16 protein-coding genes and 1 pseudogene are annotated in these 22,550 nt (G+C 36.1%); 11 read left to right on the forward strand and 6 right to left on the reverse strand.

Annotated elements, in window-relative coordinates; all coding sequences use genetic code 11:
• Nucleotides 1-57: 57 nt before the first annotated feature.
• Together MTF68_RS13815 and MTF68_RS13820 are read left to right on the forward strand one after the other, a co-directional pair.
• On the forward strand, nucleotides 58-1,785 hold the full coding sequence (locus tag MTF68_RS13815; protein ID WP_248462795.1) for a DUF2326 domain-containing protein: 1,728 nt from the start codon (nucleotides 58-60) through the stop codon (nucleotides 1,783-1,785).
• Nucleotides 1,786-1,826: 41 nt separating this feature from the next.
• Nucleotides 1,827-4,220, forward strand: a complete 2,394-nt coding sequence (locus tag MTF68_RS13820; RefSeq protein ID WP_248462796.1) for a hypothetical protein — start codon at nucleotides 1,827-1,829, stop codon at nucleotides 4,218-4,220.
• Nucleotides 4,221-4,298: 78 nt separating this feature from the next.
• On the opposite strand, the gene MTF68_RS13825 is transcribed toward MTF68_RS13820, so the two are convergent.
• The gene (locus MTF68_RS13825) at nucleotides 4,299-4,727 is read right to left on the reverse strand and encodes a hypothetical protein (RefSeq protein ID WP_248462797.1); all 429 of its coding nucleotides are present in this window, start codon (nucleotides 4,725-4,727) and stop codon (nucleotides 4,299-4,301) included.
• Between the two features lie 289 nt (nucleotides 4,728-5,016).
• Between MTF68_RS13825 and MTF68_RS13830 the strand changes: the two genes are divergently transcribed.
• From MTF68_RS13830 to MTF68_RS13850, 5 genes are all read left to right on the forward strand, one after another.
• Nucleotides 5,017-5,475, forward strand: coding sequence for a hypothetical protein (locus tag MTF68_RS13830; protein ID WP_248462798.1), 459 nt, complete (start codon nucleotides 5,017-5,019; stop codon nucleotides 5,473-5,475).
• A 214-nt stretch (nucleotides 5,476-5,689) separates the two neighbouring features.
• On the forward strand, nucleotides 5,690-6,001 hold the full coding sequence (locus MTF68_RS13835; RefSeq protein WP_248462799.1) for a hypothetical protein: 312 nt from the start codon (nucleotides 5,690-5,692) through the stop codon (nucleotides 5,999-6,001).
• A gap of 135 nt (nucleotides 6,002-6,136) precedes the next feature.
• Nucleotides 6,137-7,849 (forward strand): DUF4153 domain-containing protein, encoded by a 1,713-nt coding sequence (locus MTF68_RS13840; protein ID WP_248462801.1) that lies wholly within the window; start codon nucleotides 6,137-6,139, stop codon nucleotides 7,847-7,849.
• Nucleotides 7,850-7,998: 149 nt separating this feature from the next.
• Nucleotides 7,999-9,189: an SIR2 family protein gene (locus MTF68_RS13845; protein ID WP_248462803.1), complete on the forward strand. Its 1,191-nt coding sequence runs from the start codon at nucleotides 7,999-8,001 to the stop codon at nucleotides 9,187-9,189.
• Nucleotides 9,186-11,009 carry an ATP-binding protein gene (locus tag MTF68_RS13850; protein WP_248462804.1) on the forward strand — a complete coding sequence of 608 codons (1,824 nt, stop codon included), beginning with the start codon at nucleotides 9,186-9,188 and terminating at the stop codon, nucleotides 11,007-11,009. Before MTF68_RS13845 ends, MTF68_RS13850 begins: the two co-directional genes overlap by 4 nt.
• A gap of 143 nt (nucleotides 11,010-11,152) precedes the next feature.
• Here the strand turns inward: MTF68_RS13850 and MTF68_RS13855 are convergent, their stop codons facing one another.
• The 4 genes from MTF68_RS13855 to MTF68_RS13870 are packed head-to-tail and all read right to left on the reverse strand — an operon-like array spanning nucleotide 11,153 to nucleotide 16,889.
• Entirely contained in the window at nucleotides 11,153-12,484 is a 1,332-nt protein-coding gene (locus tag MTF68_RS13855) for a site-specific integrase (protein WP_248462806.1), read from the reverse strand.
• Nucleotides 12,481-13,035, reverse strand: a complete 555-nt coding sequence (locus MTF68_RS13860) for a hypothetical protein (RefSeq protein ID WP_248462808.1) — start codon at nucleotides 13,033-13,035, stop codon at nucleotides 12,481-12,483. The genes MTF68_RS13855 and MTF68_RS13860 overlap by 4 nt, the downstream gene beginning before the upstream one ends.
• A gap of 1 nt (nucleotide 13,036) precedes the next feature.
• Entirely contained in the window at nucleotides 13,037-14,989 is a 1,953-nt protein-coding gene (locus MTF68_RS13865) for a hypothetical protein (protein WP_248462809.1), read from the reverse strand.
• 4 nt (nucleotides 14,990-14,993) lie between these two features.
• Nucleotides 14,994-16,889: a hypothetical protein gene (locus MTF68_RS13870; protein ID WP_248462810.1), complete on the reverse strand. Its 1,896-nt coding sequence runs from the start codon at nucleotides 16,887-16,889 to the stop codon at nucleotides 14,994-14,996.
• A gap of 403 nt (nucleotides 16,890-17,292) precedes the next feature.
• Between MTF68_RS13870 and MTF68_RS13875 the strand changes: the two are divergent.
• The 4 genes and pseudogenes from MTF68_RS13875 to msrB all read left to right on the forward strand — a co-directional run.
• Nucleotides 17,293-18,168, forward strand: a pseudogene (locus MTF68_RS13875) (helix-hairpin-helix domain-containing protein); the annotation flags it as partial.
• A 9-nt stretch (nucleotides 18,169-18,177) separates the two neighbouring features.
• A complete protein-coding gene (locus MTF68_RS13880) occupies nucleotides 18,178-18,684 on the forward strand; it encodes a DUF2919 domain-containing protein (protein WP_248462811.1) in 507 nt (168 codons plus the stop codon).
• A gap of 11 nt (nucleotides 18,685-18,695) precedes the next feature.
• Entirely contained in the window at nucleotides 18,696-19,136 is a 441-nt protein-coding gene (locus tag MTF68_RS13885; protein ID WP_024034163.1) for a hypothetical protein, read from the forward strand.
• 341 nt (nucleotides 19,137-19,477) lie between these two features.
• Complete coding sequence (msrB, locus tag MTF68_RS13890) at nucleotides 19,478-19,918, forward strand: peptide-methionine (R)-S-oxide reductase MsrB (RefSeq protein WP_248462812.1); 441 nt, start codon at nucleotides 19,478-19,480, stop codon at nucleotides 19,916-19,918.
• 56 nt (nucleotides 19,919-19,974) lie between these two features.
• On the opposite strand, the gene MTF68_RS13895 is transcribed toward msrB, so the two are convergent.
• Entirely contained in the window at nucleotides 19,975-21,615 is a 1,641-nt protein-coding gene (locus tag MTF68_RS13895; protein ID WP_024034162.1) for a response regulator, read from the reverse strand.
• Nucleotides 21,616-22,550: the final 935 nt, after the last annotated feature.

Raw genomic sequence — 22,550 nt, forward strand, 5'->3', positions numbered from 1 at the left:
TGATATTTTTATATTCCTTGGATATAGTTATTTTTGAAGAACCATATTTGATAAAAAATGCTAAAACTAAATAAATTATATAGTGAGCCTGAAGTTTTTGAACCAATTCTATTTGAGGAAGGGCTAAACCTTATATTGGGGGAAACAACTGAAGGTATTGATAAAACTAATGGTGTTGGAAAATCCTTAGCTATTGAGTTTATAAATTTTGCCTTACTAAAACGGCATAGCGATTGTAGAGTATCTCTTATACCTCGCGAAGACTTATCAGACGAGACGGTTGTCTGCTTGGATTTCGTTTTAAATGGATACGAGATTACAAGTAGACGTTCTATAAAAGACCATGATAGCCCTATCTTAATTATTAATGGTATTACAAAGAACTATTCAAATTTGTCTGATGCAATTGATCATTTAAGTAGTTTAATGTTTTGCAGCTTTGAATTTGAGAAAACTCCTACATTTAGACAGATGATGGGGCCTTTGATTAGAGAAGAAGGTTCTGAGTTTAAGTCGATTATTAATTGTTTTGACACTAATAAAAGAATCCCTCCCGATTATACACCACATTTGTTTTTATTGGGTATTGAGCCTCATCCATATGCTGAAGCAAAAAAATTACACGCAGAAATGGAAAATATTTCTAAAGCCAGAAAGAAAATGGAAGAAAACATTGTTACGTTAACAGGGAAGAATATATCTGAATCAAAAGCCGATCTTAATGAATTAGAAAATCAAGTACGAAGGATTCAGACAGATATTGATAAGCTGGAAAATATTGAAGGGTACGATTTAATTAGAGACGAAATTATTGAATTAGAAAATAAGCTTGAACGCAAACGCTCTAAACAAGCCCTTTTAAAATCAGAATTGTCTAAAATAAAACTATTTAAAGGTGATAATTACATTGATGGTGACGAAGTCGCTGAGCTTTACAACCAATTTAAAGATGGTTTAGGGGATTTAATAAAGCGTCAGCTTGATGAAGTATCTGAATTTAAGAGAAAAATTGATGAATTTCAAAGGAACTTGTTTGAAGAAAGAAAAGTATCAATTGAACAAGAATTGAAAGAATTCGATTTGATTATTTCTAATTTAAATAAACTTTATAGTGAAAAAGTTGCTTTACTAGATCAACAAGGTGTTCTTGTTAGTTTAAAGCAGACAATAGCTATCCATGAAAAAAAGATAGAAGAATTCTCCGCATTGTCTTCATTCATTCAAAAGCACACTGACTACGATAGTGAATACAAGGATAAAAAGAGAGATAGGGAAAGCGAGATATATTTATTGGAAAGCTTTGTAAAAAATTCAGAAAACATAGTAAATTCATTCCAAAATACAATTCTTGAAATGCATGACTATGTTTTTGGAAACCGTAGAAGCTCATTTGAAATAGAAGTGTCTAAAAGAAAGGAGATCTTGAAGTTCGAATTGCGTACAGACTCAGATGGTAGTCATAGTATTAATCGAGAAAAAGTATTTTTATACGACTTTGCATTATTAACGAATGAACATACCTCAAAAAATCACCCCGGATTATTAATTCATGACAACATATTTGACGTTGATCAAGATACTTTGATCAAGAGTATTAATTTTATTGGTGAAAATATTTCAATGCTCAGTCGCAAGCAATATATCTTAACAATAAACAGCGACAAATTTAGTGAGACGGATCTAAATTCTTTGAATATTTCATTGCGTCATTATTCACGCTCTACTTATACAAAAGAGAATCGCTTTTTGAAAAAGCAATATCAAGAATTATCAGCGAAGCGTTAAAAGAGAGTAAGTGGAAGACGATCTCAATAGGGAGTAGTAAATTGGCTAATAACAGTGGCGGTGCTGCAATGAATGCTGGTGCAGACTTCCAGCAAAGGGTTGCGTCATATTTTTTAATACAAATGGCGCTTGGTAACAATTGTGCTGAAGTTCTTGAGTCAATAGTTTACGACAAAAGAGTTTTAAAGGTCGCTTTTGAAACTGATGACGCAGTTGATGATATTGTACTTACTCATTCCAAATCTAAGACATATTTGCAAGTAAAGAGAAAACTGAGCTTGTCTGATGCAGATGAATCTGACTTTTTAAAGACTATTGAGCAACTTGTTCGTCAAAATAAGGAGTCGCAAAATAGCGAGGATTCCTATGTTGTAATTACGTCTAATGAGACATCTTTACCAATTAAAAAGCATCTTAAGAAAATGGTTAATTCTGCGCGTTTGAATGCGAATTCTATATCACAAGATCCCATGAGTAGCCCTGAGCTTGCCGCATACGGAAAATTAAAGCGTTGTATTGAAAAATCGTACTCGAAAAACAACCTTGGCAGTCCATCAAAGAAAGACATTCAAAGGTTATTATCGAAAATCTATATTGTTGTCTTAGATGTTGAAAAGGACGGAATCAATGAAAAGAGCTTTTTAGAATCGCTATTGAACAAGTTTAGTGTGGAGCCAAGTGTTATTTGGAACCTTGTAATAGCTCAAGCTTTGGATTGGGCTAAGAATAGACAGTCGGTAGATAGTGATGGAATAGTTAATCTATTGAGTAAATTCAGGGTAGATGATCCAGAGCCTAGAAATGAAGATCTAGATAACTTTTTTAAAGTTAAGTTTGATCCAGATAACTTCTCAATTTCTTCTGGAAAAGAATGGGTTTTAATGGAATCAAAAGACCCTAATTACAATTACGTGGTTGCAGAATTAATAAGGTTTGATGAGAAAGGTGAATTCAAAGCTACTTTTAAGGAAGATTCGGTTGTAATGAGAACAGGCATCGAATATAAGTTGTATGCTAGGTTTTCTACGTTTCAAGGTGTAGAAAGGTATTTACAAGAATTTCCTGTATTCTCAGAAAAACTTTTGATTACTCAAGTTAGCTCCAATGAAAATGATGAGCACAATAATACTCCTTTGGCAAAAGCCTATTCTGAAAAGGTACGAAATCATATTATAGAAAGTAATGACGCAACAATATGTATACATTGCGAGCATGGTCTTTCATATCCATCGTTTGTAATTGAGGTGCAAGAGGATGGGATTCCCTTTGATGCTGGCAGTATTCATCCTAATTGTTTACGTCCGTCAGACAGAATAATAGGAATTATGTCAGGTGAACATGTTTCAAAATATCCTGAGTTAAATAATTTTGATTTTAATAAATGGATATCCTTACTTGAGAACAGTCAAGGTTTATGGGCAGGGATAAAGGCTTACCCTAACACTCGGCAATTAAGGACCGTTTTATGGAATTCAGAACCTGAAGGTAATGTAAAAGGTGGTTTTTGCATCAAAATCAATCTAAAAAATGGGAGTAGTCAATATGTGCAAGAGAGAGGTAAAGTCCAACGCTATAATGAACAAGTTGCGTTAGATGTGTGCTCAAGGCTTGAGAAGTGGCGTATAGATTCAAAGGCTCAGAATAGCCCTCTTTGCTATTCTTCAGATGGCGGTCTTCAGGGAATGAAGAAAGAAATTCAAAGTAACTATATAAATCCTATAGATTTAGTTGAGTGTGACTCCTTCAATGTAGTGACGTATACGAGGGGAATTGGCGCAAAATACGATAAATTAAATAATTATTATGCACCCTTAATTGTGTTCATGAATACAGAAACGGGTAAATACCTAACGCAAGAAGATACTGTATTTTTAATTACAGATCCGTCTGAATTAAAAGTTTATTTAGAAAATTGGTTGGAGGTGGAGCTTTCACCAAAAGCTTATAGATTAGACATAATAAAAACCGATGCGGAATTTGATAAATTCATGCACTGGAGCAAGCAAAACGAAATTAGCGTATTTGTAGACCCTTTCTTCAATGATGAAAAAAAATTAATTAGAGGTTCAATAATCGAAGATCTCGCTGAATTGAAAAAAGAAAACGAGTATGTTGAAGAAGATGAAGTTGGGCGATTTAGTCTGCTATTTACAAAAGAAAATGGTGACGGAACGTTTACTCAACTTTATCGTGATTTTGTAAATGATGTAACCCTTCTCCTTAATGATAAATGTACCAGCGATGACTGTAAGTGTATGGGATGCCAGATGTATGATATCCGTATTGCTCATTATGGAAAGGACAATGTTGATATTAGGCAGTCAAACGAAAACACCATTGTTCTGAATTTAATCGATAGTGAAAGCGAGTGGACTCAAGAGTTTATAGAAAACCATTGTGTTGATTGGGACTATTGGGAACCTCTTGTTACCTAGTTAAACTCATTTAAAATCATTAAGTCAGTTTTGATTTAAAAGAACTTTAGTTGAGCATTGGATTACAACACTACTTGGTTATTTAATATTTTTTAAACTCTGATTGAAAATTCTTTGATTTTTAACATCATATAGCTCAATAGATACTATTCCTGATTCTGATAAGAATACTCTTTTGATACTAAAAAAATCGCTGTCTATTTCTAGTTCTTTGTTTGAAATGTGAGAGCGATATACCGCACCTAAGGTTGCTAGATCGAAATTTTCAATAACTCTTAAATCAACTAACTTGTTTTTTAAGGTTTTGTTATTTTTTGTAATTCCTGCAAATCCATTTGAAAGGCTATTTATCACGCTCTGATGTTCATGATCAAAGAACGGAGAAAAGTCATTACTACGAAAATACTGCTTATTCTCATGTCGAAGTACAAGGTTGTTAGGTGCTAGTTCTATGTAAATAGCAAGATCACGAGAAGCACTAGCAGGACCAATTTCAAATTGTTCCATTAAGTCCTTTCTTGAAATAGACGAAAAGTACTCAAGCCTAAATTCAATAAATTCTATTCTCAGTTGTTGAAAATATCCTAATTTATTTAAGGACATAAAATCTCTGAATTAATTTTTATAAAATTAATTCTTACAGAGTTATCATAATGATTCAATCAAATTGATAATAAGTTGAAAAATTATCTTTATGAGTTATCATTATGATAATACGTTAAGTCAGAAAACGTGCCTATCGGTAAAGTGTTTCCCATCATCTGGCATCAGTAGCAAATTAGTATTGGGGAACCGTATGGAATTATTATCAATACCTCACACAAAGGTACTTGCGAAATTCAGTCAACAGATATCAATTGAAGCAAAGAAAATTAAAAGACAAGTTGGTATATCTCATTGTGAAGCTAGGGAGATATGGATATTTGAAAACACTCCATTTGAAGGCTCAAATGAATTTAATCTTTGGTTTAGTGAACAAGGAAATTACCTAAAATCGATACTTGAAGACCAAGATAGAATTCTTTGCTTGGGACGAGATAGCGTTTTAAATAGCGAAAGCTACTTTGCCTTTAATAAAGAAGTTGGTTTATTTCAATTTGAGGAAGGTGGAGCAAGCAAGATGGTTTTAGGTCCTTCAGAGATAACAACGTCAAGTCATAGTTTTATTACGGATAAGTGCATATGGCGAAAAATGGTTGTAAGAAGGCCAACACCAGTATCCGATCCTAAAAATTTTGTTAAAAATGCTAATTAAAGTGGCAGAAAAGTCTATATTATTAACACGTTAGAGTCTTTTTTTAAGTGGCATAATCACTGGGGCGAACAAGCATTGATCTCAATGTCTGTCTTTTTAGAACCTGACTTTGATAAAGTTGAGAAAGACGCACTTTTAAGTGATTTCATAGCAACCAAGTGAGTAAATGTCGAGTAAACGTACTTTATGAAACGCTGTACATGTAGGACTTGAAATGGGGACTTTTTTAAAAGATTGGCAACTAGTTTCTATTCTTGAGGGGGACCGAGAAATTGCTGTAGTGTTGTTTGGTATTGTGGTTTCGGATAACACATGCAGATTCGTTGAGAATGATTATGTTTGTAGTTCTGTCATTGCCAAAATCAATTCAAACGCACGCATTGTAGAAACTAAATCAGGCTCGATTTATCACTTAGAAGGAGATGGAATAAAGGCGGGGATACAGTATCAAGATTTTGAAATGCTCAGGAATGGTTACTCACCTCAGGAAATTAGCCTCATAAACAGTCAGAATTGCATTCAATAGGCATGAACCGGGACAGTCTATCTTAAATTTTTTTGAGCCTGTTTTTCGTCTAAATATCAATAGCGTTAAGTAATTTCGAGATCCTAAATTATTGTGTTTAAATAGTACTATTGGAACTCAATAAGAATAAAGTTTATGGATAACAAATTACTAAAACCGCTCATAATTTCTATTTCTCTAATACAAGGTATTGTACTTACCTTACTTTATCAAAGTGTTGAGCAAAACTTCTGGCCTGCCACAAACCCTGTTTGGTTAACTTCTCTTGCAACCTTAGCTATTAGCTTACCTTTGCTGACTTTTTTGTGCATAACACAATCAAATATTAAAGAGACAGTAAAGTATATTGTCCCTTTCTCTATGGTGTTGTCGTTTTTGGGGGCATATGTCGGCTACCAGCAAGAACCAAAAGAATATATTAACAATAGTACAGCAATGGCTGTATTTTGCTTTACGGCACTTATAGCCTCTTTCAAAGCCTTGATGTATATCCAGCAGTACATTAGCAACAAAAAAGTCAGCTACAGTTCATTGTTCAAACTGTCTTGGCGAAACTTTATAATTTTTGGTGAGTGTTGGCTATTTGTCGGAATTTTTTGGGGAATACTTAACCTCGGAGCTGGTTTATTTGCGGTTTTAGAAATTGAGTTTTTCAAAGAATTGTTAAAAAAGGATTGGTTTGTCATTCCTGTATTAAACTTAGCGTTTGGTTTTGCCGTTATTGTCTTTAGAAATATTATTCATACAGTTGATAACATTTCTACAATCCTTCAAACCCTTATCAAATTCTTGTTACCTGCGTTAACCATTGTATCTTTAGGTTTCTTGATTACTTTACCTTTCACTGGATTAGGTGCGCTGTGGAAAACTGGATCTGGAAGTTTATTGGTAATGTGGTTACAAGCGTTAACGTTGTTTTTCGTCAATGCTGTTTATCAAGATGAATCTCACCAGAGGCCATACAATTTAATTTTGCACCGACTTGTGTTTATTGGTGTGGCGCTTCTACCTATTTATAGCTTAATTTCTATCTATGGACTCTGGTTGCGCATTGAACAATATGGTTTAACAGTGGATCGTTGTTGGGCAATCTTGGTTTGGGTTTTGTTGGCCTGTTTTTCTTTCGGCTATCTAGCTGGAATATTGAAAAAAAGAGACGCATGGTTGGAAACTCTAAGTTCAGTCAACATTGCTATGGGAATAGCGGTTTTAGCAGCAATGCTGCTCGTTAATTCCCCTATATTAAACTTTCAGTATATTTCAGCTCAAAGCCAACTATCTCGATTGGAAGAGGGAAAAATTAGTTACGATGACTTTGATTATGCATACTTCGGTAGGTCGCTAGGCCGACAGGGATATCTTCAATTGCAAACATTAAAGGAACACTTGAAAGACGTTTCCCCAGAAAAAGTCGCGATAATAGAACGTATGTACGTTAATCACCAAGTTGAGACTGATGAAAACTCATTCTCCGAATTTGAAACCCTATTAACTTTTTGGCCTAGGAAGGAAGTCTTTCCCGAAGACCTATTAAATGTAATTTATGAAGAGGAAACTGAAAGACGCTGGTCTACATACAGGGGCAATACATATTATTTGGTCGCGCAAGATTTGAACGATGATGGAATACCAGAGTACATTGTTATAACAGAAAATAACTACCAAACATCTGCTGATATGTGGTTTAAAAATAATGGTAAGTGGGAGTCAAAATATATGACTACTCATAATCCAGATGAAAATCGTTACATTAAAGGTTACATACAGAATTCAGAAATAAAGACAGTTAAACCTAAGTGGAATAATTTAAGAGTTGGTAATATTGAGTTTAAAGCTCAAGTTAACTAGTAAAGGTTGTGATTTTTTTAAATTAGTTTTGAACATGGCTGAAGCGGAGTTTATGTTTTATGCAAGATTCGCGTACTATAAAATTGTTTAAGCAATTTACCACTTAGCCTAATAGAGTAATCGATAGCTAAAATATTGAAGAGAAAATTATGGAAGAATTTGATAATAGATTGGAAAACTTAAAACAGCTTTTAAGCTCGCAAAGCCGACAAAATTGGCTTTTTGGGGCTGGCATAAGCTTCGATTCAAAAATACCTTTAATGTATCCATTGACCAATCGTGTTGAAAAAATTATCCAAGAAGGTTCAGGTGCTAAAGAAAATGAGATTTTGGCTTGTTTAAAAGAGGACCTAACTGACGACTGCCATGTTGAACATTACTTGAGCCATTTAGGTGATCTTCTTGCTATTGCAGACCGTTCAAAGGACAAAACCGCATACCTTGGTGCTAATAGTTATACATCAGAGGAGTTAAAACAGCTATATCTAGAAATCATTAAGGCTATCGGAGGGATCGTCAGATATGGCTACGTAGGTCCAAATGCGGAGCGTGGGATAGAAGAGGAGGTTGGCAAAGCCGAAAGTCCAATTGTTGAAATAGAACCTCATTTGAAATTTATAGAAGCACTATTGATTAGCCAGTCAAATCTAGAAAGACGCTCAAAAACAACATTTTTTACTACGAATTACGACACATTGTTAGAGGATGCCTTAGCTCTACATAAAAAAGTAGTGTGTGATGGATTTTCAGGAGGCGCTGTAGGTTTTTGGAATGCAGAAAAAGAGTTTTCAAATACTTCAACAGATGCAAACACCTATCATTTATATAAGCTGCATGGTTCGATAGATTGGCACCGAGATAATGATTTAGGTTTAGTACGCGCACGGTATGGAACTAAATACTTATCAGACCCTGCAAATATTATGATTTACCCTCAAGCAACTAAATATGTAGAAACGCAGAAAGATCCTTTTGCCAGTTTATTTCTAGGTTTAAGAAAAACCCTAATGAATGGTCAGCAAAATACATTAATTACCTGTGGCTACAGTTTTGGAGATGACCATATTAATGCTGAAATAGAAAGTGCGTTAAGAAGCGAATCTAATCAAACGACAGTAATTGCTTTCATTCAAGAAGCACCGAAAGATGGAGTCGTTATTAATAAAACTTTAGATTCGTGGCTTTCCTGTCCTAAGATTGGTGCTAGAGTGTACGTTGCTGGTCAGTTGGGGATTTATCATAATTCAACAACTCCTTTAGCAGAATCTGATGACAGTAATTATACATGGTGGCGTTTTGATGGACTAACTCAGTTCATCAAAACAGGGGAAATATCATGAGTAATGTTTTCCAAGCAAGGGCTGAGTTAAAAATAGGCAAGATTATTGAGGTATCCGGCAATAACCTACGAATTGAAATTGATGACAATGTGAACGAACTGGTTCGTGCCGTTGATGGGCAAGTTTATTCTGTAGGTCAAATGGGTAGTATTATTAAAGTGCATTTTGGCAGAAAGTTACTATTTGCTTTTGTTCGGTCGCTTAAAATGAGATCAGAGCTGATTTCTGATGATAATAGTAAAATAATCAATGCTACAGATGATGCGCGCATTTTAGAGGCTGATTTGTTTGGACAAGGAATATGGTCCAACAGTAAGTCCCAGCTACATTTCTCTCGTGGTGTTGAAACTTACCCTTTGCCACTTCAAAGTGCTTATATCTGCCTCAATGATGAATTAGAGGCTGTTTATAAAGCTGCGGAATCGAATGCTCAAGATGAAGCCATCACACCTATGGTCCCCATAGGTAATTACATTGGAGGTAACAATGCGATATGCAGAGCAAATATTGATAAACTCTTTGGTCATCATTTTGCAATCCTAGGGTCAACTGGTTCCGGAAAGTCAGGAACAGTAGCTTCAATTTTACATTCTGTTTTAGATCATGAGCCAGAGGGTACAAAATTGAAACCCAGAATTGTAATGATTGATCCACATGGTGAATATGCTAGTGCTTTTGGTGATAGAGCAAAAGTATATAGAGCTTATAATGATGCTTCTGTAGCCGATGATGAAGCAGAGCTTTTAAAGCTACCTTATTGGCTTATGTCTAGTGATGAACTGAGGTCACTGATTATTGGTAAGACTGAACACGAAGCTACATCTCAAAACAATATTGTTTATGAGGCAATTGCTTACGCTAGATTACTTGAAGCTGGTTATGTTCAGGATGTCGGTGCTGAGCCAAATGGAGGTGCTGAAGCCGTTCTTAGCGCAGATAAAACCGAAGAACAGGTTTTAAATTTTGATAGAGATAAGCCAGTTCCATTTAAATTGGCACAGTTTGTAAAGCACATAGACAAGGTTCAAGGCCGCAAGACTGGAAAACAAGATGATTTGGCTGCATCATCAGGACGAGATAAAGTTGATAACATACTTAAAAAACTAAAAGTCCTTCGGTCCAACCCGCAGCTTAGTTTTTTATTAACAGAATATAATGAGGAGTTTTCTCCTAAACTACAGGAAATATTGTCACAATTTGTCGGGGAAGCTGATGGCAAAGATATTCGTATTATCGATATATCGGGTCTCCCAAATGAAGTTGCTGGACCGTTAACAGCATTAATATCTCGTCTTCTATTTCAATACAAGCTCTGGCAAACAAGAGATGAAAGAGAAAAAGACCCAGTGCTGTTTATCTGTGAAGAAGCGCATCGATATGTACCGAACCAAGGTGAAGCACAATACAAAGAAGCTCAAGAAGCTATTCGACGTATTGCAAAAGAAGGACGAAAATACGGGTTAGGACTTGGTCTTATTTCACAAAGGCCCTCGGATGTCGAAAGTACGGTTCTATCTCAGTGCAACTCTTGGATTGTTCTTAGATTGTCGAATTCCAGTGATCAAGAACATGTATCAAAGTTTTTGCCTGACAGTTTAAGCGGTTTAACAAAAATGTTATCAGCTCTAACGAGAAGAGAAGCTATATTTGTCGGTGAGGCCGCTGCACTTCCGAGTAGAATTCGAATTCGGGAGCTATCACCTGAAAAGTTACCTAATTCTAATGATATTAAATTTGCAAGTGGATGGTCGAATGACGAGATTCAAGAAGCTGACTTAATGACAATCGTAAATCGATGGTACGGGAATGTGGGGGAGTAATTAAGTAAGGTGGTTGGCAAGAGGCAGTGATACGCAATACTATCGAACGTACTTGGCCTCTTCCACATCACCACTTTTGAACTGTATGTCTCCACACTCAAACCTGTCTAATTCATTCATAAATGTTAGTTCCATAAAGTTATCTAAAGATTGTTAATTATTTCAAGCATATTGCTAAAGGCTATTTGCTCGGTAACTTTGCCGGAATCATATTGTTTTTTGATTCGTTTTAACTTTTTCAGATCAATTTTTAATAGTGAACTGAGCATCGCATGTTCGTTTTTTAGACGGTATCTATTGTTATAGTCTTGAGCTAAATGGACATAGGTATTCATGGTGTCAGGCGAGGCGTGCAATGTCAGCTTTCTGACTGCACTTAATGCTAACGGAAGTAAGTTAGTTATCGGCCCTGATGAGCCATGCTCTTTAATTTTCTTCGCAACATTTAAAGTTATGTAGCGGTGTCTAAATGAGTGATTGTTTACATGACGAAGCCGATCTGCATATTTACTTCTTTTGATAACCGACAAAGTGTAGTTTTTTAGATAGTTACCAGATAATGGCTTACCATTCTTCATGTTTACGAATAGTTTGTCGTGATCCATATTAGGCCATAAGGCTTCAATTTCATTAATGTAGCTCATTAGGAGCTGGATGGTTCCATTTGATACGGGAATTGTTCTAGATTTACCCTTATATTTTCCTTTCTTGACTGGGATGTTAGAGATTTGCACTTCATCATCAAGATCTGCAAGTGGGTTGTATGCTGCCTTTATTATGCTGCGAGTAATGTCTTTTAATTCACTAATCCTTGATCCTGTTGCATCTAAAAGGTAGCTGATAGCCTCCCAGCGCAGTTTAATGATTAGACTGGGAGAAGGATGTTCTTTAGTATGATTAATAGCGTCTAACCAGTCGATAAATTCATCATCCCTTATATAGTCTACTTCTTCAGTTATTTTGACTAACCCTTCAAAGGACTTGTGATCATAATATGGTTTAGATTTGCCGCCTGCTTTGCTGATTCTTTTAGTAACATGAATTTGATACTGTTTGCTATTAGTTGCCGTTTCTGTAATAAGTTTTAAGTCAGTATAGTTTTTTTGAAGGTATAAAAAGTAATCAATTGCTTTTCGGCAGTGAGTTTTGATTGAGCCGTTGTCAATAATCCTCTTTTTTAAATGTGAAACATAATCATAAAAATTTTCATCTGAAAAGCTTAACAGAGATAGGTTTTCACTTTTTTCTATGAAATTTAGTAAGATTGATATGCTCTGAGCATGAGCAATGATAGTACTCGGAACAGGTTTAACTCCATACAATAGGTTGCCGCCACTGTATTCAAGTAAATAAAGATTAGCTTCCCAGTCAAAGCGACCATTTGAATCTAGAAAGTATGGATAGTTATATGGTTCATTCGGCAATACTTTTAAAAAACTAAGATCAGGAAATTTTGCAATTCGTAAATCTGTCATTTTACAGCCTTTAACCTTTGATTTCCTGATAAAACTAGTGCTCTAAGAATTTCGTGATATCTCTTATTGTCATAGTTATTGGTAGTGATGAACGATCTTAGTTGATTAAATGCGCGAAATATCTCAACAACTTCTCGGTCCAAAATAGCAATTTGGGCTTGTAACTCGTTAACTTCTATTAACAAGTCATTCCTAGTCTTGTAGCTTGATTTTGATTTTTGTTCAGTGGTAGGTGGTTCTAATTTCTTCTTTGCCAAAAATTGATTGAAGTCTATAACAGCATTTTTTAATTTTGTTAGGTGTTCTGAGTTTTTATCCGTATTGGCAGTATTGTATACGTATTTGATTATCCCAAGCTCTTCTGATTCCCAAGAGTGTACATCCCCTACATTTATTCTTGTTTGTTTTTTATTTAAGGGGATGTATTCAGGTAGATGTTCAAGTTCGATGGCTTCTTTTATAAGTCGCGTTTTTTCTTTGATAGAAGCAGTAATATCGTCACTTAGCTTTTTAACTTCTGCTGAAGTTTCGCCTGTCTTAAATTTTCCCATTTTATTTTACCTTCGTAAAATAAAAATATATGTCATTCCCATCAGCACGCTCGAAATGAACATCTTCGCCAGTACGTTTAATTCGATCATTTATGGCTTGATAAACAACACTTTCTAATTGCAAGTTGAGCTTAAGCGATTTCTCTTTTGAAACTTCAACCACTTTTGCTATTTCCTCGTCAACGTTAAGATTCTGATTTATATTTGCGGCTCTTTTCGCAATAGAAATTATTGCTTCGTCTATCCATTCGCTAGAAGGGTTTTGCTCCGCGTAATGAAAAGTCATTTCCAAGCTTTCATGACCCAAAAACCAAGAAAGCTCTTCAATGCCTTTTTCTTCAGTTAAATTGAAATATAAAATAGCAAATAGGCGTCTAAACTGGTGGTCATTAACATACCAACGCTTACCATCTATAAGTGGGATCTCAGCCCAATCGCTGAACTGATCTAATAGCGTTTGCATGGTGTCATCGCTTAAGTGGTTCGCTATGAGTTCTTCGTCTGTACAATCAAAGTGGCGAGTGATAATTTTCTTTATGGTAAAAAAATTTGTGAAAAGGTAACTTTCACTATCTTCATGGTAAATATTGAATCTATTTTCTAGGTATTGTGAGAACTCGCTAAACTGAAGTCCTAGCGTATATATTCTCTCATTGATAGGTCGGTGAATAGTTCGCAATCGGTTGTTTGTATTAGATTTTACTTGCTTGAATACAATATCGCATAGTCCATCTAGCGGTGACTTTTCAAAACAACTTCTTCTTAGTAATAAAATTGATAACTCTCTGGTGGCTGATATACATGCTAGTAATATGTACATTGAAGCCACGTACAAGTATATCGCTTGAGTTAGGCTCAAGTAATTCTGGTTTTTTGTTTCTTTCTCAAGGCCGAGTATTTTTATTTTTAATGGTAACAGTTCTTTTGGCATTATTACTTCATGAAATAGCTCCTCTCTTCTATCGCAGTCTTTTTTTAAAGTAGATTTAGCTAGGTGTGCTGTCGAATTTTGGTAATGTAAATCTACGGCTGTCATGTACTCTAACAGCGCTTTTGAGTATGAAGTCTGAAATTTGAGTGAGGTAGAGATCAAATGAAAAGCTACTTCCAATGGTATAACTGAGGTTTTAATTTCACTTTGAAATGATTTGAACATACAAACTAACCCTTCTTCACCTCCAATTAAATCGTAAGGCGAAAAAGAGATTGGGCTGATAAGCCCATTAGAGCTAGTGAACAAATGATTTATATCAGCAACAATATTCTGAACCGTCTTTTTGTTTGGAAGATACATTTCGTTAATATCTCTTTTAGTGTTTGCATCGCCAAACTTTTTGTTTTCAGTTTTTTTAGATTTATACAGTTCTGGATTTTTTGAATTTGTAATACGCTGCTTTATTACTGAAAATGTTTTATTCTTAATAGACAACTTGGCCTTTATGTCTTCCCAATCAACTTTTTTAGGATCATTTTTAAGAGCTGCTAATTCGTCAACGACCGCAAAAAATACTTCGGCACCGATATCATAAGATTTAACATATTCGAGTACATCCTCTTCTGTAATTTGGCTGAGAGAGAGAATAGGAGGAAGGCCAGATTCGCTTCTACCTTCGTTCACTGCAACTATTAGATAGATAAAATTTCTACATATGCCTTGCAGCCTATAAGGTTTTTCAGTTGCATTGCTTTCAATAATGTTTATTAGGCATTGCTTAATATCCACTAATAAGATGCTAAACAAATCGTCTGTCAGTAGCCCATTTGAGCAGATTTCTTTTTTAAAGATAATAGTTGTTAAGTGACTTTTGGGAGTATTTGAGTCTACCACCATAGAATAGCCAGACTTTGCTACTTTCCAATAGTCGCTATTAACGTCATTTGCTATCCATGTTTTACTTTCCAGTAATGGAATATTGGCAGATGACAACGATAGCTGTTTGGCTAAATCACTCATGCTACTACAGATCCTGTTCCAAAATTTCTTCGGCTTCTTGAATCATTTTCTTTTGCATAATGCTACCAGTAGAAGCCTTGTTAACTGCATGTAAACAGATTTTATATAATTCGCTGTCTTTACTAGAGGAGGTTTTTAGTAGTTTCAGTGCGAAAGCGAAATTCTTCGGGGAACAGATAAAGAATGTTTCTGTATCTACTGCGGATTCACTTGAAGTTGGCTTTAATGTTTCAAATAATATCCCGCCAAAATCTTCATTTTTATAAACTTCTTTCAGGTAGCTATCATATTGCTCTTGGTTTAAGCCAAGCAGAGCTAACTTTTCACTTTCATTTGCGGTGGCTAGGACTAAGTAAAGGTGCTGAAAAACAGAGATCTTTCTACGATACACAACTTCTTGTAGGAAAGCTGGAATGTAGGTGCTTAATGTTGTTTTAACTTTGTTTCCTAAATAAGTTGCAGTTTTTACAACGTCACCATCACTTCCTATGTATATTTCAATAGCTCGTGACATACGCACTCGCATTAGTGTTGGTTTAAGTTTTACAAAGTCTGGGGGAAGATACTTGTCGCAAAATATTCGAAATTCACCGTCAAATGAATTGTCATTTCTAATTACCCTTTGATTCTTGCGAATCCAAAGCAAATTTGTTTTGAGATCTTCCCGCCTATTCTCAGTTAATAAAATAGCGAACTGAATACAAAATGCAGCGTTAATGTTTTCTGCTTTCAATTCAGAAAATGTTGGCGTTGTGGAAGGGGTTGCGGATCTCTTTTGTAGTCTTCGTTGTCTCCATTTAATTATATTAATTCTGACATAACCATCATCCTCAACTTTTATAAACTCTTTCTTCGTTTTAGAGTCTGCGTCAATGGTAACTTTCAGGTTGTATAGCGGCGTTGGGTTAATTCCCATTTCATTAACAATAATTATATGCATTGAGACAATTAGATCATTTTCCAATTCAACTGAGTCGTTACGCTCATGTTTAAGAAAGTAAGACAATATGATTGACGTGGCTTTATCTAGCAGATAAGTGAGTTTGGCGTTGAGATCATCGTAAAACTCTTCAATGAGGTTTTGAGCTGATGTCATTGCACCGGCAGGCTTCAGTTTATCTATGTTTATTGAAGAAATCGTAGGGTTAGTACTTCGCGTTAAACTGGAACTTGATGGTTTTTTAATGTTTTTAGGAAACACAGTGTGTTTATCTATTAGCCCCAAGCCTTTAAGGTGTGAGAAAAGCTCAAGAACTCTGCTTATTTCATGGTACTTAGTAGTTTCGGCAGAATTACCGTTGTCGTAGTTATCTATAAATTGTTCAATTCCTTGTTTTATTGCTGATGGTGACCAGTTTGGGTCTATTCTTGAAATGTCTTCAAAGCAATTAGCAAAAATACGTAGGTAGTTTTTTTCGACGTTTTTTGAAGAAATAAACAGTTGAGTTGCTTTCGTTACTTCTTCATTGCATGAACTCTTTTCTAAGCAAGTCTTTAAAGCTTCAGTAATATCTAGTGAACTTTGGGGGCATAGTTGAAATATATCAAAAGAATCTGAAGCTTCATTAGGAATGAAATATTTTAACGCTACGGCATTTTGGTATACCTTTTTGACTATGGTATAAAAAAGTGTATTGATATTTTTATTATTGATTTCCTCTAAATGAACAAAGCTAACTATTGAGTCTTGAAAGGTATTTAGATAGCCCTCGACAGAAAACTTCTGGTAGTTAGTAAATATCTCAATTGCCATAGATAAGTGCTTTAATCTATAACCTCTATTGTTTATACCTTTAGTTAACGCTTCGTAAAGCTCAATAGCGTTACTTTTTGGGCTTAATAATGCGCTTAACTCTGATAATTTCTTATTCAGATATTTATCATTTTTGTAATCTTCCAATTTACATACCTCTTAACATATTCCCCTAACCACTATTGCTCATTATTTTAAAAATGCAAGCTGTAAGCCATTGAAAAGTAAGGTATATATTTTTATGTTTATTATTTATTTAAGGCTGTTGGTTGTGTGTAAAGGACTGAAAAATTTAATATTTAGCTGGAAGTTTCAGGGTTAAAAAAATGCCAAAAAAAATTGAAATTAATTTGAAAAAAAATTCAAATTTGTTCTGAATTAGATCTGATTTTGATAAGATTAAGGAATTCTAATTTTGTCTAATCTAGTTGAAAAAAAATTCAACACAAGCAAGGTTATGGACTTTATCAATTATCAAGAATTAACAAGCGGTTACGGCACATATATGTTTGCCGAATACTATTTGAAAAAAGATCAAACATTACACTCCGATGTTATTCCGCAAATTACACAAGTAGTACTTGAGCGACGCCCAGATGATGCACGCGACATTGTATTTCCTGCCAGTTGCCCCATTTGTGACTCACACGTTGAAAAAGTAGAAGGCGAGGCCGTGGCTCGTTGTACCGGTGGCTTAGTGTGCCAAGCTCAGCGTAAACAAGCGATAAAGCATTTTGCATCACGCAAAGCGCTTGATATAGATGGCTTAGGCGACAAAATAGTTGATCAGCTGGTTGATAGAGAGCTGGTAAAAACCCCCGCAGATTTATTTATATTAAAACAAGGTCACTTTGAGTCACTTGAGCGTATGGGTCCTAAGTCGGCTAAAAACTTAGTAGATGCGCTTGAAGCTTCAAAAACAACGACGCTTGCAAAGTTTTTATATTCGCTGGGTATTCGTGAGGTTGGCGAGGCCACAGCGCAAAACTTAGCAAATCATTTTTTAACACTTGAAAAGGTAACCCAAGCCAGTATTGAAAGCCTTACGCAAGTGAGTGATGTAGGGGTTATTGTAGCAACTCATGTTCGTGGCTTTTTTGATGAGCAACATAATGTAGATGTGGTTAATGCTTTAATTGAACAAGGCATTAATTGGCCAGCACTAACGCCGCCTTCAGAGGATGAGCAACCCTTAGCTGGGCTAACCTATGTATTAACTGGCACTCTTAATACTTTAAACCGAAACGATGCTAAAGCACGCTTACAACAGTTAGGTGCAAAAGTAGCCGGTAGTGTGTCGGCTAAAACAGATGCATTGGTGGCGGGCGAAAAAGCCGGCTCTAAATTAACTAAAGCACAAGATTTAGGTATAGACATACTTAGCGAAGACGACTTAATTGCACTGTTTGATAAGTACAATGCTTAGGGTAATAAAATGAGCCGATATGGACCCGAGTACTGGGATAAATACGGAAGCTACCGTACGCCAATTGCATTTCATCTAAGTTTATTGGTGTTACTACGTGCGTATTTTATTTGGGTTATAGCGGCGCTGAGTCGTCGCCCTGAGCTTGATTTAATGTCGCTATTTTTTAAATCTAAAAACGATTTTTTTATCGCAATTTCGATTGGCGCTATTGCGATAGTGCCCACTTTTTTATTTTGCTTAAGACGACCGCGCGACTCTCATAAGCAAAGTGCGCGTTTAGCGATGGTGTGGCGCTACATGCGCTGGCCGTTACTTGTGTGTGCAATAACCGACTTAAGCTGGTTAACAATACAAGCTGCACGTAGTCATTACAGGTTTTCACTATTTTTAGCTGTGCAAATGGTGATTGTGTTTTGGGTAATGTGGTACTTGGCAAAGAGTCGTTATTTGCAGGTGTTTTTTAACGATTGGCCAGAGCCTACCGAAAAAGCAGATGATAAAAACGCTAAATAAAAGGGAGCTAAATGGATAACATTAATAAAAAAATTGCCATTGTAGTGCTTGGTATTGGCATTATTTTAGGCGCTTTGGTGTTGTTTACATCGTTAACTGATCATATTTGGTTTTCTGCCGTAATAGGATTATGGTTATTTGTGTTTTGTTCGTGTTGTTACAGGCTGACACCCGCCTTTAAAAAGCGCAATACGCTTGATAATTTTATTCAGCGCGATGCACAGCACTTAATGTTATTTAGCTTGGCAGGTTTTTTTGATAAAAAATTTGGCCCGCAATGGCTTGTTATTGGCAACATTGAACATATAGAAAGTAAGAACGATGAGCTTATTATTCATAGCAATAACGAGCGACAATTTAGTGTAAGTTTACCCGCACAAAAAAATGACATAGACGCCTACATGAAGCGCATACTTTCAGATCACGAAAAGCAAACTATTCGCTTTAGTTAGGGGCTGTTGAACTTTGCGGATTAAAGTTTGTTCAAACTAGGGGCTATTTAATCGCGGCGCGAAGTTTGTAACCTAGTGGGCTAAGTAAAAGCTGAGCAAAGCTTCCGCGTCCTGCTCACGCCCTTTACCTACATCCATGTAGGCAACAAAGAGTAAATAGCCCCTAGGAAGAACCCGTTGGGCAGCGCCTGTTTGGCATTAATGCTACGTTATCGCCCAATTATGGGGAATAACCACACTGCATAGGCTCTGCCTTGCCTAAATACCAAACAGACTGCTGCAAATTTAACCTTAAAAGATCAACAGACCCTAATCACTTATTAATACCGAAGGAGGCTATCATGCTTACTTGGAATGATGTTATAAATTTTGCCAATAATGGCAATCCTACGCCACGCGAAAAGGTTGTAAAAACAGACGCGCAATGGCAGGCAATACTAAGTGATGAGCAATATTATGTGGCACGTAAAAAGGGCACAGAACGCCCTCACAGCTCACAAAGTTGCACATTACTAGAACCGGGTAAATACGCGTGTGTATGCTGCGATAATTTACTTTTTGATGCCGATGAAAAGTTTGATAGCGGCACAGGCTGGCCATCATTCACGCAGCCTGCAACTGTCGATGCAATTGGTTATGTGAACGATTTAAGCCATGGTATGCAGCGCGTTGAAGTGGTGTGTAATGTGTGTGATGCACACTTAGGGCATATTTTTCCTGATGGGCCAGCACCGTCGGGTTTGCGCTATTGTGTAAATGCCGCTGCAATGAAAAAGCTTTAATTATATAGTTAGCCTTCAATCTAGATAAAATAGCTATTTCTAGCCGCTAGTTAGCGCTAGGGGGATTGAATATCGAGTTTCATTTCTTTTGCCATATGCAAAATTTTATCTAATCGCTGCGACTGATCTGGCTGCAGTGTAGAGTTACTCAAAAGGGCGTAACACTTTTTAGCAATAACCAAGTTAAAAGTGCCGCCTTTTTGTTTTGTCGAATCAAACAAACACTGTAATAAATTAAGCGCAATGCTTGGGTTACGCGGCATTACTCTAAATGCTTGCGTAAACGCCTCTAACGCCGTATTTAATTGCCCTCTATTAAATTGAGTTACTGCATGGTTGTTAAGCTCTTTAGGGCCCATTTTAATGTCACGACGCTCACTTTGCTGCTGTTGAATGTAACGCAGGTAAGTTGTATCACTCATATTGGGGTGGCGCTCACAATGGCTAATTATTTGGCTAAATAATGTTTGTGCTTTTTGATGAAAACCCAGCTCGTGAAACGCTTTTGCTTTATCAAGCGCCCCATCTACAGAGCGTATTAACGTATCGTCGTCATCAAGTTGCTCTATCAAGCGCTTGGCTTTTTGGTGCTCGTCTTTTAAATAGTGCAAACGCGCATTAAGTACATCAATTTGAGATTGGTTTGCGTTGTTAGGAAACTGCTTTTTTAAATCATTTATGTATTTATTAGTTTGACGCGAAATACGTTGTATTTGGTCTGTTTGATCTGTGGTTAAAGCAAAGTCTATACCGGCACGGGCAGCATTGAGATAGATGTCGGGGCTGTCATGAATAGAATGACGCGCATAGCTGGCTATGTCTTTTTGGGTTAAATAGCTTTTTTCGTAATCGTGGTTTATTAACGAAACATTGCTTAACGACTTTTGTCTTTGGATATTACGTGGCGCAATATCGACTGCTTGGCTTAAAAAATCTTGCGCCAATTCAAATTGGTTTAGTTTTATTTCTAATCGGCCGAGTAAATCCAGTGCAACTAAACGTGTTTCATGGCGTTCAAGCATGGTTTTTAACATGCGCTGAGCAAGAATATGCTCATTATTAGCAATCAGCGCTTCTACTAAACCAACTTTGGCCCAGGCAAATTTTTGTATGTCTAGCACCGAGGTAAAAAAATCTTTAGCTTCTTCACTGCGGTTTAGCCTAAGCAATGCATCTCCTTTTAAGCGAAGGAGGATAGGGCTGTATATATTGTTTTTTTTATTTAAAGCGGCATCGATTACTTTTATTGCTTTAGAGTCGTTGCCATCATCTACTAAGGTATAAATGCTCTGAAGCTCATTTTTACGTTTTAGAATACGCTCAATCCGCGTTTTTAACTCTTGTACCGTAAATGGCTTTACCAAAAAGTCGTCGGGTTGAAGCTCTAAAACGCTATGCACTAGCGCACCACTGGTTTCTGCAGAAATAAAAATAAACGCAGTGGAGTTTTTTATCAGTTGCTTAACACGGAGTTCTTCGTAGAGTTGGTAGCCGTCTTGGTGTTTGCTTAAATTAAACGAACATACAATTAAATCAAATTGCTCAGCCAAACATTGCTCTTTTGCTGCAATTGCATGATCGGCAAAGTGCAACTGCCGAAAGCCAAGCCTTTCTAGCGACTGTTTCATATAGCTTTGAGCGAGGGGCTGCTCTTCCACTATCAGTATTTTGGCTTTGGCGTAGATCTTAGTTGGCATTGGCTTACATGTTGTTTGATTTATCACAGACTATAATCAACAGTTTAGCTGCTTACAAGGGAATTTAACTATTAGCCGAGGTTATTAGAAGATTAAGTTATTTTCATACGTTTAGATGGCTTCATATTATCTTGGCCTTAGCGATTTAAAACCATTGCTTAATTAATAGGTAAAAAGCAGCTCTAAATAATAGTTAAAATAATCTAGGTTTTTGTGGAGTGTTTATACGTGGTGGGTGATATTGGACTTGAACCAGTGGCACTCGCCTTTATTTGTAAAGGACGGCGATGCTCTCTTTTTCTTACAACTGGATTAATTACCCAAATAGGATTTTTATAATAATTATTAAGAAGAGTTTAGATGCTTTAGAATTGTTTATATGTGGTGGGTGATTACTTGGCTTGATACCGGTAACCCTTGCCATTATTTGTAAAAGGCGGCGATGCTCTCTTTTTCTTATAACTGAGTTAATTACCTTTATATAATTTTATAGCGTATAGATTAATCGTTTTGCAAAAGACAAATCAAGAGTGATATTTATGGAAGTTTTTAACTTAGGTATTTTGAAGTGTTTATATGTGGTGGGTGGTTACTTGGCTAGATACCGGTAACCCTCGCCATTATTTGTAAAGGGCGGCGATGCTCTCTTTTTCTTACAACTGGATTAATTACACAAATAGGGTTTTTTTAATAATTATTCAGAAGAGTTTAGATGCTTTAGAAGTGTTTATATGTGGTGGGTGATACTGAACTGAACCAGTGACCCTCGCCATTATTTGTAAAAGGCGGCGATGCTCTCTTTTTCTTATAACTGAGTTAATTACCCAAATAGGATTTTATAATAATTATTAAGAAGTGTTTATATGTGGTGGGTGATACTGGACTTGAACCAGTGACCCTCGCCTTGTAAGGGCGATGCTCTCCCAACTGAGCTA

This window comes from Pseudoalteromonas sp. 2CM37A (assembly GCF_023161885.1).
GTDB classification, from domain to species: domain Bacteria; phylum Pseudomonadota; class Gammaproteobacteria; order Enterobacterales; family Alteromonadaceae; genus Pseudoalteromonas; species Pseudoalteromonas atlantica.

What these genes read in the sequence shown, in the direction of transcription:
- MTF68_RS13815 (WP_248462795.1), top strand. Translation starts at nt 58, where the DNA reads ATGCTAAAACTAAATAAATTATATAGTGAGCCTGAAGTTTTTGAACCA.
- MTF68_RS13825 (WP_248462797.1), bottom strand. Translation starts at nt 4,727, where the DNA reads ATGGAACAATTTGAAATTGGTCCTGCTAGTGCTTCTCGTGATCTTGCT.
- MTF68_RS13830 (WP_248462798.1), top strand. Translation starts at nt 5,017, where the DNA reads ATGGAATTATTATCAATACCTCACACAAAGGTACTTGCGAAATTCAGT.
- MTF68_RS13835 (WP_248462799.1), top strand. Translation starts at nt 5,690, where the DNA reads ATGGGGACTTTTTTAAAAGATTGGCAACTAGTTTCTATTCTTGAGGGG.
- MTF68_RS13840 (WP_248462801.1), top strand. Translation starts at nt 6,137, where the DNA reads ATGGATAACAAATTACTAAAACCGCTCATAATTTCTATTTCTCTAATA.
- MTF68_RS13845 (WP_248462803.1), top strand. Translation starts at nt 7,999, where the DNA reads ATGGAAGAATTTGATAATAGATTGGAAAACTTAAAACAGCTTTTAAGC.
- MTF68_RS13850 (WP_248462804.1), top strand. Translation starts at nt 9,186, where the DNA reads ATGAGTAATGTTTTCCAAGCAAGGGCTGAGTTAAAAATAGGCAAGATT.
- MTF68_RS13855 (WP_248462806.1), bottom strand. Translation starts at nt 12,484, where the DNA reads ATGACAGATTTACGAATTGCAAAATTTCCTGATCTTAGTTTTTTAAAA.
- MTF68_RS13860 (WP_248462808.1), bottom strand. Translation starts at nt 13,035, where the DNA reads ATGGGAAAATTTAAGACAGGCGAAACTTCAGCAGAAGTTAAAAAGCTA.
- MTF68_RS13865 (WP_248462809.1), bottom strand. Translation starts at nt 14,989, where the DNA reads ATGAGTGATTTAGCCAAACAGCTATCGTTGTCATCTGCCAATATTCCA.
- MTF68_RS13880 (WP_248462811.1), top strand. Translation starts at nt 18,178, where the DNA reads ATGAGCCGATATGGACCCGAGTACTGGGATAAATACGGAAGCTACCGT.
- MTF68_RS13885 (WP_024034163.1), top strand. Translation starts at nt 18,696, where the DNA reads ATGGATAACATTAATAAAAAAATTGCCATTGTAGTGCTTGGTATTGGC.
- msrB (WP_248462812.1), top strand. Translation starts at nt 19,478, where the DNA reads ATGCTTACTTGGAATGATGTTATAAATTTTGCCAATAATGGCAATCCT.
- MTF68_RS13895 (WP_024034162.1), bottom strand. Translation starts at nt 21,615, where the DNA reads ATGCCAACTAAGATCTACGCCAAAGCCAAAATACTGATAGTGGAAGAG.